The following is a 17,078-nucleotide window of genomic DNA, read 5'->3' as shown; positions in this document are numbered from 1 at the left end:
TTTAAAAAACAAAAGCTATCTGAATTCAGATAGCTTTTTTGTTATCATCATATTTTCTATATTGAACCCAAAAGTTTAAAACTATTAATCAGATGAACATATCTAAAATTCTTATTATAGCATTGATATTTATAACGGGGTTTGCTAATGCTCAAAGCGAAATTATTGGTAAATGGAAAACTATCGATGATAATTCAGGAGAGGCCAAATCAATCGTAGTAATTTATAAGACAGGAAATAAGATATACGGTAAAATTGACCGTATTCTAAAAGAATCTGACAGGGATAAGCTATGTAAAGAATGCGAAGGCGAGGATTATAATAAACCTATAGAAGGAATGGTAATTCTCAAAGGTTTACAGAAAGACGGGGATGAATATGATGATGGAACCATCATGGATCCAGAAAATGGTAAAGTCTACAAATGTAAAATCTGGGTTGATGAAGATGATCCTAACACTTTGAATGTTAGAGGGTATATAGCATTTTTATTCAGAACTCAGAAGTGGATTAAAGCATAATTTCTTTATGTTGAGTTTTTTTTAAAGAAAATTTTAACATTTTCGCTGTTAGTTTTTTAAGAATTACAGAACTAAGCTCTTGTAATTTTTAAAAACTAAATCATGAAAAAAATCATTACCCTATCTATCTTATTAGTTGTTACAACTATCACAACTGCACAAATTAGAGTTGGAGATGCAGTAGTTCCATATAAAGTAACTTTTGAAGGAGAAGAACTTACCCTTAATGGAGCTGGTGTTCGAAAAGTATTAGGAGTTGAAACATATTCAGGAGGATTATATACTATTAATAAATACTCTGATGATAGAAAAGTTTTAGATGCAGATGAGAGTATGTCGATTCGATTGGTTATTAACTCTAAAAAAGTAACCAATAAGAGAATGATCAAAGTATTTAGAAAAGGTTTTGATGATGCAATGTTTGGTAATACCCAAAGTCTTGATAAAAGAATTGATCAGTTTTTAGAGTTATTCGGAAGTAGTACTCAGATTAATGATTTTTTTGATCTGGTATATATAAAGGGAAAAGGAATAAGAACCTTTAAAAATGGTGAAGAAGTAGGATATATAGAAGGAAGAGATTTTAAATACGCATTATTTAAGATTTGGCTAGGTGATGAACCGGCTTGTAAGCTAATTAAAGGTGGAATGCTGGGACAGAACGGATAAATAAATTTACCCCAAAATAAACAAAAGCCTGATCATTTGATCAGGCTTTTGTTGTATATAATAGGGTTAAAGATGTATTTTTGTTTTGAATCAAAAGTATCGATGGCGTATTTTATAGATGTAATCCTTCCTATTCCTCTTGATAAAGAGTTTACGTATAGTATTAATGAAAATGAGGCTCATTTCTTAAAACAAGGAATGCGAGTTGCTGTACAATTTGGTAAAAGCAAAGTGTACGCGGCATTGGTTACGAAAATACATCAAATAGCTCCTCAGGTATACGAAGCTAAAGAAATAGAGCATATTTTGGACGAAACTCCTATAGTTACGACACATCAATTGGAGCTTTGGTCATGGATCTCTCAATATTATATGTGCTCAAAAGGAGAAGTGATGCGAGCGGCACTCCCAAGTGCGTTTTTATTGGAGAGCGAAACAATTATTCTAAGAAATGACAGAGCTTCAATTGATGAAAGCTTATTGAAAGATGATGAGTTTCTGGTATATGAAGCACTGCAGCATCAAAGTTTACTGCGTATACAGGAAGTAATGGATATCATTGGAAAGAAAAACGTACTTCCTCTGATTAAAAGATTAATAGAAAAACAAGTCATTACGGTTCAAGAAGAAATTTATGAACAATATAAACCAAAGCTGGTAAGATACGTTAAACTACAAACAGAATATACAAGCGAAGAAGGTCTGCAATCGTTATTAGACTCCTTGACTCGTGCCCCTAAGCAAAGAGATGTGTTAATGCACCTGTTTATGCTGCAAGCCAAAAGTGAGAATGCAATCAAAGTGAGCGAACTTGTAAAAGCTGCAAATAGTAATGCGGGAGTGATTAAGACGTTAATAGATAAAAATATATTAGAAGAATATCACTTACAGACAGATAGAATTCAATATGAACAGGATTCAGTTAGTGCGACCAAAGAATTAAATACATACCAAGAGCAAGCTCTAAAGGAGGTTAAAGAAAGTCTTATAGAAAAGGATGTTTGTTTGCTTCATGGGGTAACTTCTTCAGGAAAGACAGAAGTGTATGTGAAATTGATCGAAGAAGAAATACAAAAAGGAAAACAAGTTTTGTATTTGTTGCCAGAGATTGCGTTAACCACACAATTAATAACAAGGTTGCGAGAATATTTTGGAGAGAAATTAGCGGTATATCATTCTAAATATTCTGTAAATGAGAGAGTAGAAGCTTGGAATAATGTAAAAGATGCTAAGTCTAAGGCTCAAATTGTTATTGGGGCAAGATCTTCAATTTTTCTTCCTTTTACGAATCTTGGATTGATTATTATTGACGAAGAACATGAAAGTTCTTTTAAGCAATATGATCCAGCACCTAGATATCACGCTAGAGATACGGCTGTGGTGTTATCCAATATGTTCAGGGCGAAAGTAATGTTAGGATCTGCTACACCAGCATTAGAGTCATATTATAATGCGAAGCAGGGAAAATATGGATTGGTAGAATTAAACAGGCGATATGGCGATGTGTTAATGCCAGATATAAATTTGGTAGATCTGAAGACCAAATACAAAAAAAAGGAAATGACCGGTCATTTTAGTGATACGCTGTTAACAGCTATTCGGGAGGCGCTAAAAGAGCAGGAACAGGTTATTCTGTTCCAAAATAGAAGAGGATATTCTCCAGTGGTAGAATGCAATACTTGTGGGCATTCGCCTCAGTGTCCTAATTGTGATGTTAGTCTTACTTATCATAATTATCGTAATCAGTTGCGATGTCATTATTGTGGATATCATATAGCGATGTTACAAAAATGTATGGCGTGCGATAGTCACGAGTTATCTACCAAAGGTTTTGGAACCGAGCAAATAGAGAATGAACTCAAGGAGTTATTTCCAGATCATAATATTGGTAGAATGGATCAGGATACTACCAGAGGGAAACATGGGTATGAAAAAATAATAAATAAATTTGAAGAAGGAGAAATAGATATTCTGGTTGGCACCCAGATGTTAACTAAAGGGTTAGATTTCAGAAATGTAACGCTGGTCGGAATTATGAATGCTGATAATCTTCTTAATTTTCCGGATTTTAGAGCACATGAACGAAGCTTCCAGTTAATGCAGCAAGTAGCGGGTAGAGCTGGGAGAACAAGTAAAAGAGGAAAAGTATTGATCCAAACTTATAATCCATTTCATCAAATTCTTCAACAGGTATCAGTTAATGATTATACTGCGATGTATAAGGATCAGATAGAGGATCGATATCAATACAAGTATCCTCCTTTTCATCGGATTATTAAGATCACAGGTCGTCATAAAGACTATAACAAAGTCAATGAAGCCACTATGTGGTTGGCAAAATCATTAGCAATAACCTTTAAAGAAAATGTACTCGGACCTGAATTTCCACCTATTTCCAGAATTCGAAATCAGTATAATAAGAATATTTTAATAAAAATACCTCATGGACAATCCCTAAAGAAAACGAAAGAGGTGATCAAAAAAACACAAAACTCTTTTAGAAGTATTAAAGAGTTTTCGGGAGTAAGAATTATAATTAATGTAGATAATTATTAATTCGTTTTTATAAGTATATTTAGTGTCTATTATTAACTAATTAATTTTTTTAGCACGAAGTTAAAATCCTTTTATGAAAGAAAATAGTGCTCTTAGTAAAGAGGCAAGAGGAGAAAATATGATCAACTTTGATCGAACCATTATTTCCAATAAAAGTTTAAACAATTATGAAAATAAGAAATCCTTATCCTTCTTTTTTATAGCATTATGTGTTTTAACCATTGTGGGATCTTTATTTGTAATAATAAGAGGTTTTTGGTATCAATTGTTTTCAGATATTTGGTATGATCAAAATACAATATTGTATAAGGAGTATTATAGAGGTTGGCTCTATGTTATTTCGGGTATTGGAACATTGATTGGCGCAATTATTATGGTTGGTAAAAGAAAAAGGATAGGACTTTATGTGTATACAGTAAGTCAAGTAATGTATATCATAACCATAGCTATAGCAGCATTTTCTTATACTGATATTAAATATTTAGGTGATGTAAGTGAGCTTGCTTTTGCCATTTCAATCCTATTTCTAGTTCCTGCTATTTTATTTTTGGTTTTTTATTGGTTGAATGCTACCCGAAAGTATTTACACTAAGAAGATCTTACACTATAAAATTTTAGTATTTTATTGAGTCGTAAAGTTTTTGGTATTAGGTCTTTATGTTACTGTATTATTTTTATTATTAGATTTATAGGTGAGGCAATGATTGTAATTTGATCGTTTCAAGGTTTAAAAAAACAGTTTGAATTAGAAGGAAATTGTATTAAAAACAAAAAATCCCACTTCAGAAAAAAAGTAGGATTTTTAATATATCAATAGTAATTTTTTATCCGCTTAAAGCTTCTATTAAAGAATGCTTTTTATGCCTACTTAAAGGAATCTTCTCATCGGCAATTTCGATATTACGACTGTTATAACGTTCTACTTTATCGAGATTTACAATATAGGATTTGTGAATTCTGAGAAAACGATCACTTGGAAGCTCTGCTTCAAAAGATTTCATTGTCGCCAATACTACTATTGGATCGCCATCTTCCATTATTAATTTCACGTAATCACCTAAAGCTTCAACATACTTTAATTGGCTTAAAAATATTTTACGTTTTTTGAGATTACTTTTTACAAAAATATAATCATCATCTTCTAGAGAGGCTTGTTCCGAATTTAGACGAGACATACTTAACGCTTTTTCCACTGCAGCATTAAATCGATCCTTTTTAAGAGGTTTTCTTAAGTAATCGATAGCATCATAGTCAAAAGCTTTAAAAGCATATTTAGTTTTTCCGGTAACAAAAATGATATGAGGTTTATTTTCCAGATCGTCCAAAAGATCAAATCCCGTAAGGATTGGCATTTCAATATCTAAAAATAATAAATCCACCGGAGTATCTAATAATCCGTTTTTTGTCTCAATAGCATTGTTCCACTCAGCCACTAGTTCTAGTGATGAATGTTCATCTATTAATTTAACAATAGCCAGTCTTTGCAGACGGGAATCGTCCACTACTGCACATTTTAATTGAGATTGTTCCACTTGCATAGGTTAATATTCTATACAATATTAATGAATATATATTATTTCCACAAACATTTTACGCTTTTTATCGATAAAAGATGTGTTTCGTCGAAGTGCTTTTTAGTTTGAAAATCAAAAAAATAGTGTTACTTTTGCAGCCAATTTAATTAAAAATAGATTTTTTATGAATCATTATGAAACTGTTTTCATCTTGAATCCCGTTTTATCTGAAGAGCAGATAAAGGAAACAGTTAAGAAATACGAAGACATTCTTGTTTCTAACGGTGCCAAGATGATATCAAAAGAAGACTGGGGGCTAAAGAAGCTTGCTTACGCAATCCAGCACAAGAAAAGTGGTTTTTACCACATGTTTGAGTACACTGTACCAGGAGAAGCTATCAACACTGTAGAGGTTGAGTTCAGAAGAGACGAAAGAATAATGCGTTATCTTACCGTTCGTTTAGACAAGTATGCAATTGCTTGGGCTGAAAAGAGAAGAAATAGAAACAAACAAAAAGCTTAATTATGTCATCTATAGAACAACAAGCTAAAGGAAAAAAAGATGGAGAGATTAGATATCTTACTCCATTAAATATAGATACTACAAAAACGAAGAAGTATTGTCGTTTTAAAAAATCAGGAATCAAGTATATCGATTATAAAGATCCAGATTTCTTAATGGCTTTCGTAAACGAGCAAGGTAAGTTATTACCTCGTCGTCTTACAGGAACTTCTTTAAAATATCAACGTAAAGTAAGTGTTGCTGTAAAAAGAGCTAGACATTTAGCATTAATGCCATACGTTGGTGATTTATTAAAATAAAATTAGTCATAACATTATGGAACTTATATTAAAGAAAGACGTTGAGAATCTAGGATTCGCAGACGATGTAGTAGAGGTGAAGAACGGTTATGGACGTAACTTTTTGATTCCTGGAGGTTTAGCTGTATTGGCAACTCCATCTGCTAAAAAAGTATTACAAGAAACGTTAAAACAACGTGCTTTTAAGGAGAAGAAGGAAATCGAAGACGCTGAGAAAATAGCTAAGAAAATAACTGGATTCGAAATCAAGATAGCTGCTAAGGTAGGATCTGGAGATAAATTATTCGGTTCTGTTTCTAACGCTGATGTTGCTGAAGCTTTAGCAAAACAAGGTGTAGAGCTAGAAAAGAAGTTTATTACTGTACCTGGTGGAACTATCAAACGCTTAGGTCAGTATGAAGCATCTGTTCGTTTGCACAGAGCAGTAATTGCTCCAGTTGCTTTTGAGATTGTAGCTCAAGCCAAATAATTTGAAGATCTGATAATCAGTTAATAACTGGTTTATAAGAATATAGAAAACCGCTCATTTGAGCGGTTTTTTTGTTTATTTTCATTGTAACTCACACAAAAATATCAATCAATGAAAAAAACGCTAATCACTCTGGTTTTTGCATTATTGGCAATAACAATTGAAGCTCAGGTAACAACATCTAACATTTCTGGTTTAGTATATGATAATGCAAACCAATTATTGCCTGGAGCAAACATTATGGCAGTACACTCTCCAACAGGAACGACGTATGGAGGAACTACTAATTTTGATGGTCGTTTTGATCTTATTAATTTAAGAGTCGGTGGACCATATCGAGTAACTATTAGTTATGTAGGTTTTAAGAAAAAAGTATATGACGAGGTTTTTCTTCAGTTAGGGCAAACCTATAATATAGATGTCGTTATGATAGAGGATGATAATCAGCTAGAGGAAGTTGTAATCACCACCAGTAAGAACGCTACCTTTAGTAGTGAAAGAACAGGAGCAGAAACGAGTATTGGTAATAGAGAATTAAAATCGTTACCCACAATAACACGCTCTGCAGCGGATTTTTATCGTTTAGAACCAACAGCGTCCAGCAATGGATCCTTTGGTGGAAGAAATGATCAGTTTAACAACTTCAGTTTAGATGGATCTATTTTTAATAATCCTTTTGGTTTGGATGCTGCAACTCCTGGTGGTCAGACTAATGCTCAGCCTATTTCATTGGATGCAATTGATCAAATTCAAGTATCAACAGCGCCTTATGATGTAACTCAAGCAGGATTTACAGGCGCGTCTGTTAATGCGGTTACTAAAAGTGGTACCAATGAATGGAAAGGCACTGTATATGGTTTTTATCGTAATCAGGATCTAACTGGGGATAAGGTAGGTGATGATGATATTATTGTTCCTGATTTGACTCAAGCGCAATATGGATTAAGTGTTGGTGGTCCAATAATAAAAAACAAACTATTTGTTTTTGGAAATTTCGAAATAGATGATCGTGAGGATTTAGGTTCTAATTTCGTAGCAGCAAGACCTGGATTAACAGGAGCTAATGTATCTCGTGTTTCAGCTGATGATTTGGATTATGTTTCGCAACAACTTAGTTTATTAGGATATGAAACAGGAGTTTATGAAGGTTATACGCATAACACAGAATCTACAAAAGGTATTTTAAAACTAGATTGGAATATCAGTAACAATCATCGACTGGCACTGATTTATAATTTTCTAGACGCTTCACGTGATCTACCTGCAAACCCTGAAGCAATAGGAAGAAGAGGGCCGGATTTTACAACCTTGCAATTTAGAAATTCGGGGTATAGAATCAATAATAAGATCAGTTCATTTTTGGTAGAATTGAATTCTAATTTTAGAGGAAATATATCAAATAAATTTCAAGCTGGATATACATTTTTTGATGATAGTAGAGATCCCTTTTCTGCACCTGCACCGCCAATTAATATTCAGCAGGATGGTGTACGATATATAGTTGCAGGACACGAACCTTTTTCTATTAATAATAGATTAGAGCAGAAAGTGTATCAGGTAACTAATAATCTTAATATTGTAACAGGTAAGCATACGATTACCTTGGGAGGAAGTTTTGAACGATTTGAGTTTGATAACTCTTTTAACCTTGGAGTTTACGATTTTGGAGGAGATCCAGGAGCAGGTTTGGGGCCTGTTAGTACATTTTTTGATGCTTTTGCAAGTGTAAGGATAGATCCTTCTAGTCCCGGAACTAGCTTTGAAGATGCAATTAATAATGGTACTATCGAAGCAGCGCTAATCAATGCTCAAAACGTTTTTGACACTAATAGTGCTACAGATAATTGGGCATTAGCCGAAACGAATGTTGGACAATTAGCATTCTATGCTCAAGATAAATGGCGAATGAGCGATAAATTTACGCTAACCTATGGTATTAGAGTAGATCAGCCGTTATTTTTTGATACAAGAGATAAAATTGCAGAAAATATAGAAAGAGCTGCTGGCGGAACATTTCCTGATGGTAATTATCAACCTGGAATCACTTATTTTGATGAAAATGGAACTCCAACAAATCTGAATAGTTTGGATTTACCATCGAAAAAGTTATTGATTTCTCCAAGACTAGGCTTTAATTATGATGTAAAAGGAGATAAAACAATACAAATAAGAGGTGGTACTGGTATTTTTACGGGACGTCTTCCTTTTGTTTGGATCGGGAATCAGGTAGCGAATCCTAATTTCTTTTTTTATACTACTTCGTCACCGGATTTTCAATTTCCACAGGTGTTTAGAAATAGCTTAGGAGTCGATTATAAATTTAAAAATGGATTGATCGCTTCTACAGATATTATTTATACCGAAGATATCAATGCGCAAATGGTTAGAAACTATGGATTGGCGACACCTTCGGGAACACTAAGCGGAGCAGATGGTAGACCAATTTACTTGCCATCTGATAGGGCGGTAAATGAATTTGGCGGTACAACGAATGCATATGTATTTACAAATACCAACGTAGGATATTCGTTTAACTGGTCATTTAAGCTGCAAAAGAATTTTAAAAACGGATTATTTGCCAGTATTGCTTATAATTTCTTAGAAGCTGAAGACGCAAGCTCACTAGATGCTGAAATTTCTAGTGATGCGTATGATAGAAACCCTGCTTTAGGTAATGTCAATCAAGCGGTAAGTACTGCATCCAGATATGGTGATAAGCATCGAATAGTAGGGCAGATCAATAAATCTTTTAGTTACGGGAAAAATAAACAATGGAGAACTTCATTAGGAGCTTTTTATGAATATGCTCAAGGAGGAAGATTCTCATATACGTATTCGGGAGATATTAATAATGATGGTTCTGTGTTAAATGATTTAATTTATATTCCTACTGCAGCAGAGTTGGCTACTTATAATTTTAGTGGAGGAGCTATAGAACAAGAAAATCAAAGGGTGGCTTTTGAGGCATTTATCCAACAAGATGAATATCTTAGAGAACGCAGAGGAAATTACGCAGAAAAGTATGCGATTCTTAGTCCTTGGAGAGGAAGATGGGATGTAAAGTTATTACAGGATTATAATTTCCAAATCGGCGATAAGACAAATACGATACAATTAAGTATAGATGTTCTGAATTTTGGAAACTTGTTGAATTCTGATTGGGGAGTGATCGAGATTCCTGTAAATGATCAGCCTATTGGTGTTACCGTAGATGCTACTAATACACCTACGTATTCTTTTGATACTTCTCAAACAAGTACATTTACGAATGATTTTAGTTTAAATTCCAGATGGCAAGCACAGGTTGGGCTTCGATACATCTTTAACTAAATAACTAGATTTATACAGATTTAAAAAATCCGTTCTTAATTTATTAGGAACGGATTTTTCCCTCATAGAGAGTTTTGTTTTTGAGAGTTTTCGGCAAAAAAGATAATAGTTTTTTAAACATACTTAATATACTTATATAACGATTATTGATTTATGCTTATTTTTGCAGCCAATTTTACCAGAAAAGATGAAATATCAAAGGCTTACCAAAGAACAATTAGAAGAATTACACCAGGAATTTATCAATTTTTTAGCTACACAATCTATTACAGCAGACGAGTGGAGTGAGATTAAAGAAAACAAACCTGAAGTAGCAGAAGAAGAGCTAGACGTCTTTAGTGATTTAGTTTGGGAAGGAGTATTAAGTAGTGCTCAGTTTTTAGAACACTTTTCTAAAGATCAAATACATCTTTTTTATTTGGGAGAAACCGAAATGAATCTAATAGCTATAAAAGTAAATGTTCCTGATATAGATATTACTACGCAAGAAGGGTATGATTGGTTAAGAAATAACCTATTAGATGATCAGGTGGCTTTTTATAATGCTAATAAGGATTATAGTGAAGATCCTAATTTGGATAAGTTTAAGCTTATTTTGCAAGGAGCCAATATTACTAAAGGGGAATTGTATCAGTATTTTGAAAAACTTGTAGAGAATAAAAACAACTAGTATTCTTTATTTTTTAGTTTTAGTAAGCAATTGTTTTAAACCTTTGTTAGATAGGATATGGCTATTGAAAGAGTATAAGTCTGTATTTTATTTAGATAAGCTTATCATATTTCGTTTTGAAATTATCTTTCTGAAAAGATCATTAATGTAAGTTATTGGTAGCTTTAAAATTATGTTCTTAATTTCACTATTCACTATTCACTATTCACTATTCACTATTCACTATTCACTATTCACTATTCACTATTCACTATTCACTATTCATACCTCAATGACTCTATAGGGTCTTGTCTGGCGGCTTTTACGGCTGGATATGATCCAGAAACCACGGCAGTCAAAAAAGAGGTAACTACGGCTGCAAAAATAGCTAACCACGGGATGCTAAATTCAAAACCAGAAACAGCTACTATGATAGCTCCAATGGTGATACCAAGTATAATACCAACTACGCCACCAATTTGACCTATAATTACAGTTTCCATAAAGAATTGACTCGATATGGTGTTCTTTTTGGCTCCAAGTGCTTTGCGTACACCAATTTCTCGGGTTCGCTCAGTAACAGAAACCAACATAATATTCATCAAAGCTATGGAGGATCCAAAAATGGTAATGATGCTTATAATCCATGCAGCCCAATATAGATATCCTGTTATACTCGAAATACGGTTAATAAGATCTTCGCTTCGTTCTAAACCAAAGTCATTTTCTTCTACAGGACTTAAGCCTCTTATCTTTCTGAAGGTTATAATTGCTTCGTCTTGTGCGCCTTCTAAGAATTGCTTATCATCAACTTTTACACTGATATTGTAATTTATACTGGGTAAAGTGTAAATAGACCGTGCAACTTGCAGTGGGATTAGTACTTTAAGATCTTGATTATCTCTAAAGGTAGCTCCTTTGCTTTCTAAGATACCAATAACTTTAAACTTAACGCCTCTAATGCTGATAGTTTTGTTGATAGGATCGGTGTCTTTAAAAATGTTCTTTTTGAAATCCGGTCCAATTAAACATACGTTATTGTTATTCTCTATATCAAAAAAGGTAAAACTTCTTCCAAACTCAACTTCAGTTCCTGTATTCTCTAGATAGTTTTCGTTTACACCTACTACAGATGCTTCGGGATCCGTCTTTTCATTTTCGAATTTAACTTCGGCATTTCGAGTTCCTGTAAAGGATACGGAAGTTTTAGAAAATGGATATTGAAACTTTTCTTTAAACTGTTTTACATTACGATAACTAATAATAGGATTTATTTTCTCTCTTTCGCCGCTTCCGCCGCGCCTTGTGGTAAACTCATAACGTTGAATGTTAAACGTGTTAGAACCCATAGAGGCAAAATCACCGGTAATGGTATTTTCCAAGGCACCCAGAAATGTTAGGATACCAACTAAGGCAGTAATACCAATGGCTATAATCAAAACGGTAAGAATCGTACGCAAAAGCTGTCCTTTTATAGAATCTAATGCGATACGGATATTCTCTCGAAAAAGTGAAAACATAGTGGGTGAATTAGTATCATTTGCAGTATAAGACTACAAAACGAGCTTAAAGTTACTCAAAAAAGTAAATTTTCTAAATATAAGTAAAACTCTTTATGGTTTTCGTGTAAAATTTTAAAGCTTTTTTAGATATTTACATCCTTTAAGAAATGATAATTATTGGTGCAGATAGGAATAAAACAACCTCTATCTTGCAAAATATATAGAAAAAACATACATGGCACAAAAACCATCCATACCAAAAGGAACACGAGATTTTTCTCCGATAGAAGTAGCAAAGAGGAGTTATATAATGAATACAATCAAAGAACAATTTCAGTTATTTGGTTTTCATCCTATAGAAACTCCAAGTTTCGAGAATAGTGATACCTTAATGGGTAAGTATGGAGAAGAAGGAGATCGATTGATTTTTAAGATACTTAATAGTGGAGATTATCTTAGTAAAGTTGATGATGCTTTGTATGCTAATAAAGAAAGTGCAAAGATGATTTCTAAGATTAGTGAAAAAGCACTTCGCTATGATTTAACCGTTCCTTTTGCTCGGTATGTAGTACAGCATCAAAATGAAATAGATTTTCCGTTTAAACGATATCAAATACAACCTGTATGGCGCGCAGATCGTCCGCAAAAAGGTAGGTTTAGAGAGTTTTATCAATGTGATGCTGATGTAGTAGGTAGCAAGTCTTTATGGCAAGAAGTTGATTTCATACAGTTGTATGATAAAGTATTCAGTACATTAGGATTGGATGGGGTTACCATTAAAATGAATAACCGTAAAATTCTTTCTGGTATTGCAGAAGTGATTGGTGCTAGTGATAAATTGATTGATTTTACTGTTGCTCTGGATAAGCTCGATAAAATAGGTGAAGATGGAGTTAAAAAAGAAATGTTAGCCAAAGGAATTTCTGAATCAGCAATTGACAAAGTAAAACCACTTTTTAATTTTAACGGAACTACTTCTGAAAAAATAAATAAACTAAAAGAATTGTTGGCTTCTTCTGAAGAAGGAATGAAAGGAGTGGAGGAGTTAGAATTCATTATAGATACGATTAACGAAATTCCTTTAGATAAAACTTCTCTTGATTTAGATGTAACATTAGCCAGAGGTTTAAATTATTATACTGGCGCGATTTTTGAAGTTTCTGCTCCAGAAAGAGTGAAGATGGGATCTATTGGAGGTGGTGGACGTTATGATGATCTTACCGGAATTTTCGGATTAAAAGATGTGAGTGGTGTTGGCATTTCTTTTGGATTAGATAGAATATATCTTGTGTTAGAAGAATTAGGATTGTTTCCAGAAACAGTAGCTCCATCTACAAAAGCATTATTTATTAATTTTGGAGAAACCGAAGCGTTGTATTGCTTAAAAGCTATACAACAACTTAGGAGTAATGGAACGATTGCAGAACTATATCCTGATAGTGCAAAAATGAATAAGCAGATGAAATATGCTAATAAAAGAGCTGTTCCTTTCGTGATTCTTGCAGGTGCTTCAGAAGTGGAAAACAATAGCTTTACGGTTAAAAATATGGAAACAGGTACTCAGGAAGCAATGAATTTAAAAGAATTAAAAGTACTTTTACAATAGATAATGTAATTGCCAGACTAAAAATAAACACTATTTAACTACCCTAAAATTAGAATTATGAAAAATATCTTATTGAGTTCATTGTTATGTCTCTTGCTAGTATCTGTGGTATCTTGTAAAAAAGACCCTAAATCTGATAAAGTAGAAGTTGTAGAAGAGGTTGCAGACTCAACAGATGTAGTAGAGGTTGTTGAGGAAAAGAAGCCAGTGGTAAAAAAGAAAAAGAAAAAGAAAACAACAAAAAAGAAGCCGAAAACAAACGTTATAGAAGTTCCAGCTGGTGCGCCTTCTTTTAATAGTACTGCTGCTAGAAAATATGTTAGAGACTATGAAACATATGTTGCTAAATACAAAAAAGCGGTCGAATCCAAAGCGGATATGGACGCTTTCCTAAAATTGAGCAAATCTAGTAGTGATTTAACTAAGCAATATAGAAAATTAATATCTACATTACCTGCCGGAGAAATTGAGAAAATGAGTAAATATATGCAGGAAAAAACAAAACAGATCGATGCTTTGAGTCGACAGATGTAAATCTATAATAATATATTTTTTTTATTAGAGAACCATCTTATTTTTTAAGGTGGTTTTTTTATATAGTATGAATCATTAAATTATAGGTTTATTTTACCATACAAACTGAATTAATATTACCATTATAATCATATTCTATAACCGAGTTTGACGGATCTAAGACCCATGCGTCATTTACAATAAATTTATAATGATGTTTTCCGGCGGAAAGAAATATCGTGTATTTCCATCCATCGGTTGTTTTTTCCATAACATAATCATTCTCCGACCAGTTATTAAAGGAACCGGATAATATTACTTTATCTGCATTTAAATATCCATTAAGAACAAAGTTTATTTGCTTCTTAATATTTATTATGGAATTGTAGCCTTGATATTCATTCACTACCTTATTAGGGTTGATAGGATCTTCCATCCATTCGCCATCTACAATAAACTTATATTGATATTCTCCCGGTTTTATTTGCAATGTTAGCACCCAACCATCTTCGGTTTTATTCATTTCATAAATGTGTTCATTCCATTTGTTGAAACTTCCACTTAAAATAACTTTATCAGCTTCTGTATGCCCAGGTAAGTTAAAGGTCATGTTACCTTGATGATCAGGATAAGCTGCGGTATACATTTTTAAATTATATACATTTAGAGGCTGTCCATTTTTTCTGGCTTGCGTTATATTTAGATCTTTTTTTGATGGTTCGGCCCAATAGGTGTTGTTAACAACAAACTTAAATTCCCATGAGAGTTCGTCAGAAAAATCTTGGATATTTTTTCTGAGCTCATATATATTATCATCAATTTTGGTCATTCTCCATTGTTTTTTTGACCAATTATTAAATTTACCAGAAACAACTACATTTTTTATGTCTAGATCCTGAAAGTCGTGAATACTTCCTTGGGAGTCAGATGTTACCCTATCATAATCTCTCTTGTCGAAAGTAAATACAAGTTCATCGCCATCAATTCGGTATCCTTTTACTTTTTTGTACTCATTTTGAGTGTATACTGATATACTAGTAAAAGCAAATAAGGAATAAATAATATATAATGTTATTTTTTTCAATGTATTATAATAGGATAATCAACAAAGTAAAGCTTTTCTTTTTGATAATTTATGATTGTTCTTTTTTGTCTTAAAAATTCATAACCCAAAATGCCATCTAATTGAGTCCCGAATGCCTCGCTCATTTTTGTCAGATTTGTTAGAAGTGTAATCATCGGCCCACAATATGTTGTTTCACTTAACCTAACACGGTACAATTTTCCTGCCATAACCTCAATTGTATTTTTACTAGCTCCCGTTAAGATTATTCTTTTAGATGGAAAGAAATATTTTAGTGCCTTTTTGCTGCTGTTTTTGTTAATTTGGTTATACTCAGCGGCACTATCTAATCCAAACTTTAATTTTTGTTTATTAATATAGGTGTCTAAGACAATGGTGTGCTTTTTAAGTTTAAAACTTATGGTGTCAGTAAATTTTTCTGCATAAACTTTTTTATCTAGAGTATTACCAAATTTATCAACTTTGGTAAGGGTGATTTGATGAAGATGCATGTCAATAAAAACTTCATAATCCCTTAAAATACTGTAGCCTATAATTCCCAATAAGTTCATTTTTTTTGCTTTTTCAATATGCGATAAATCTATTATATCAGAATCTTTATTCTTAAGATTAAAATTTTGTAATATGAATTCTTTTAATTTTCTTGTATCGGTATCTTCGATAATATCAAGAACTCCAGAAGTTTCTTTTCTTTTTTTACGGTGAGAATATTTAGAAGGGAAATGAATTTTATTTAGAATTAAAGTTTTAGAACCAGTATCAATAATGAAGTTTCCTTTTTTATTCAATAACGCTGCTTCTATAACAATCAAGTGATCAATTAATTTAAAGGGAATTCTAGTGGTAAACTCATTAAGAACCTCCGCAGTTGGAAAAGTTATCTTGTTGTTTTTTTCAAAAATGATATCATTATTATTGTTTGCATCAACTTTGACAACAGATAAACTAAAAAATAATATCCCCCACAAAAGTTTTCCCATATAATATAGACGCAAAATTATATAGTATCGTTACACTAGTTTTAGTTAAAAATATCCGAATTTAATAACATATTGAAGGTGATTTGAAAATGATGTTTTATGAATTCAAAGTCTACTTAATGAAACTTTATTCTGTATAGATAAAAGTTTTTTTTGATCTATTAAAATAAAAACCACCCATTTCGGGTGGGAGAATAGTCAGTCTTTTGTTCTATTATCGTAGAAAAGGATTTATTATTAATATTTATTTTAATTATGGAAACAAGAAAATTTATAGTATTACTACTATTTGCAGTTTTCGGAACGTCATTAATTAGTTGTGAGTCAACCAATATTAATGAAGAAACGGTAGAGTTGGAGAGACTGGAAACTCAATTAGATGGTAAAAAGGAAATTAAAGAACCTCAGGCGCTAAGTAAATCAGGTCTTCAAAAAGTTGTTGATGTGAGAGGTAGTGGATGAAGCTTCTTGTATTTTAAGTTAATTTAAAAATCGAGACTTGATCTCGATTTTTTTTAGTTTTAGAGTTATTTCATAAAAACAAAAAAAAGCCCTTAAAAATAAGGATTTTAACGAATTAGTTTAGCGAGAGGGGGGCACGTCCCGTCCGCTTTAGGCGGATATGAATCCTTTCGCTATTTGATCAATTTATCTTTGACCCATTCTCTTCCTTTACCAGATTTCAAAACTTTTCTCTAATCAAAGCTTCTTTTTTAGTTTCAAGAAACTCTATGTAGACAACTTTCCAAGGTCTATACCGTATTGTAAATCCTTTTGTAGCTAATTGATTATGAGATCTGAAACGACTTATTAAATCAGAAGTGTATCCTGTATAACTTTTGTCATACTTTTCAGAATATAAT

General features: G+C 32.6%; 17 protein-coding genes. 12 read left to right on the top strand and 5 right to left on the bottom strand.

Annotated elements, in window-relative coordinates; translation table 11 throughout:
• The first annotated feature begins 92 nt into the window (after positions 1-92).
• From Q0910_RS26185 to Q0910_RS26170, 4 genes are all read left to right on the top strand, one after another.
• Positions 93-521: a DUF2147 domain-containing protein gene (locus Q0910_RS26185; protein WP_299223227.1), complete on the top strand. Its 429-nt coding sequence runs from the start codon at positions 93-95 to the stop codon at positions 519-521.
• A 102-nt stretch (positions 522-623) separates the two neighbouring features.
• Positions 624-1,190, top strand: a complete 567-nt coding sequence (locus Q0910_RS26180; RefSeq protein ID WP_299223225.1) for a chalcone isomerase family protein — start codon at positions 624-626, stop codon at positions 1,188-1,190.
• A 102-nt stretch (positions 1,191-1,292) separates the two neighbouring features.
• Complete coding sequence (priA, locus tag Q0910_RS26175) at positions 1,293-3,746, top strand: primosomal protein N' (protein ID WP_299223223.1); 2,454 nt, start codon at positions 1,293-1,295, stop codon at positions 3,744-3,746.
• A gap of 73 nt (positions 3,747-3,819) precedes the next feature.
• The gene (locus Q0910_RS26170) at positions 3,820-4,338 is read left to right on the top strand and encodes a hypothetical protein (RefSeq protein ID WP_299223221.1); all 519 of its coding nucleotides are present in this window, start codon (positions 3,820-3,822) and stop codon (positions 4,336-4,338) included.
• A gap of 232 nt (positions 4,339-4,570) precedes the next feature.
• On the opposite strand, the gene Q0910_RS26165 is transcribed toward Q0910_RS26170, so the two are convergent.
• Positions 4,571-5,284 (bottom strand): LytTR family DNA-binding domain-containing protein, encoded by a 714-nt coding sequence (locus Q0910_RS26165; RefSeq protein ID WP_118455195.1) that lies wholly within the window; start codon positions 5,282-5,284, stop codon positions 4,571-4,573.
• 160 nt (positions 5,285-5,444) lie between these two features.
• On the opposite strand from Q0910_RS26165, the gene rpsF reads away from it, so the two are divergent.
• The 5 genes from rpsF (at position 5,445) to Q0910_RS26140 (ending at position 10,551) form a co-directional block, all read left to right on the top strand.
• Positions 5,445-5,783, top strand: coding sequence for a 30S ribosomal protein S6 (rpsF, locus tag Q0910_RS26160; protein ID WP_118463382.1), 339 nt, complete (start codon positions 5,445-5,447; stop codon positions 5,781-5,783).
• Positions 5,783-6,082 carry a 30S ribosomal protein S18 gene (gene rpsR / locus Q0910_RS26155; RefSeq protein WP_189457518.1) on the top strand — a complete coding sequence of 100 codons (300 nt, stop codon included), beginning with the start codon at positions 5,783-5,785 and terminating at the stop codon, positions 6,080-6,082. Before rpsF ends, rpsR begins: the two co-directional genes overlap by 1 nt.
• A 16-nt stretch (positions 6,083-6,098) precedes the next feature.
• Positions 6,099-6,551, top strand: coding sequence for a 50S ribosomal protein L9 (gene rplI, locus Q0910_RS26150; protein ID WP_299223218.1), 453 nt, complete (start codon positions 6,099-6,101; stop codon positions 6,549-6,551).
• 111 nt (positions 6,552-6,662) lie between these two features.
• Positions 6,663-9,881, top strand: a complete 3,219-nt coding sequence (locus tag Q0910_RS26145; RefSeq protein ID WP_299223215.1) for a TonB-dependent receptor — start codon at positions 6,663-6,665, stop codon at positions 9,879-9,881.
• Positions 9,882-10,068: 187 nt separating this feature from the next.
• On the top strand, positions 10,069-10,551 hold the full coding sequence (locus Q0910_RS26140; protein WP_299223213.1) for a DUF6495 family protein: 483 nt from the start codon (positions 10,069-10,071) through the stop codon (positions 10,549-10,551).
• Positions 10,552-10,808: 257 nt separating this feature from the next.
• Here the strand turns inward: Q0910_RS26140 and Q0910_RS26135 are convergent, their stop codons facing one another.
• Positions 10,809-12,050 (bottom strand): ABC transporter permease, encoded by a 1,242-nt coding sequence (locus Q0910_RS26135; protein WP_299223211.1) that lies wholly within the window; start codon positions 12,048-12,050, stop codon positions 10,809-10,811.
• 217 nt (positions 12,051-12,267) lie between these two features.
• Here Q0910_RS26135 and hisS point away from each other — a divergent pair, with 217 nt between their 5' ends.
• The gene (hisS, locus tag Q0910_RS26130) at positions 12,268-13,638 is read left to right on the top strand and encodes a histidine--tRNA ligase (protein ID WP_299223209.1); all 1,371 of its coding nucleotides are present in this window, start codon (positions 12,268-12,270) and stop codon (positions 13,636-13,638) included.
• Positions 13,639-13,695: 57 nt separating this feature from the next.
• On the top strand, positions 13,696-14,172 hold the full coding sequence (locus Q0910_RS26125) for a hypothetical protein (RefSeq protein ID WP_299223207.1): 477 nt from the start codon (positions 13,696-13,698) through the stop codon (positions 14,170-14,172).
• Between the two features lie 88 nt (positions 14,173-14,260).
• Here the strand turns inward: Q0910_RS26125 and Q0910_RS26120 are convergent, their stop codons facing one another.
• Both Q0910_RS26120 and Q0910_RS26115 read right to left on the bottom strand, forming a co-directional pair.
• Entirely contained in the window at positions 14,261-15,235 is a 975-nt protein-coding gene (locus Q0910_RS26120) for a glycogen-binding domain-containing protein (protein ID WP_299223205.1), read from the bottom strand.
• Positions 15,232-16,215 carry a hypothetical protein gene (locus tag Q0910_RS26115; RefSeq protein ID WP_299223203.1) on the bottom strand — a complete coding sequence of 328 codons (984 nt, stop codon included), beginning with the start codon at positions 16,213-16,215 and terminating at the stop codon, positions 15,232-15,234. Before Q0910_RS26115 ends, Q0910_RS26120 begins: the two co-directional genes overlap by 4 nt.
• 255 nt (positions 16,216-16,470) lie before the next feature.
• Between Q0910_RS26115 and Q0910_RS26110 the strand changes: the two genes are divergently transcribed.
• The gene (locus Q0910_RS26110; protein WP_299223201.1) at positions 16,471-16,677 is read left to right on the top strand and encodes a hypothetical protein; all 207 of its coding nucleotides are present in this window, start codon (positions 16,471-16,473) and stop codon (positions 16,675-16,677) included.
• Between the two features lie 220 nt (positions 16,678-16,897).
• Here Q0910_RS26110 and Q0910_RS26105 read toward each other — a convergent pair.
• Positions 16,898-17,078, bottom strand: a 181-nt coding sequence (locus tag Q0910_RS26105) for a GIY-YIG nuclease family protein (protein ID WP_299223199.1), incomplete at its 5' end; no start/stop codon positions are given.

Origin of the sequence: uncultured Aquimarina sp. (assembly GCF_947495315.1) — a bacterium.
Lineage (GTDB): Bacteria > Bacteroidota > Bacteroidia > Flavobacteriales > Flavobacteriaceae > Aquimarina.
The sequence above is the reverse complement of the archived record's forward strand: the minus strand, read 5'-3'. Positions and strand labels throughout refer to the sequence as shown.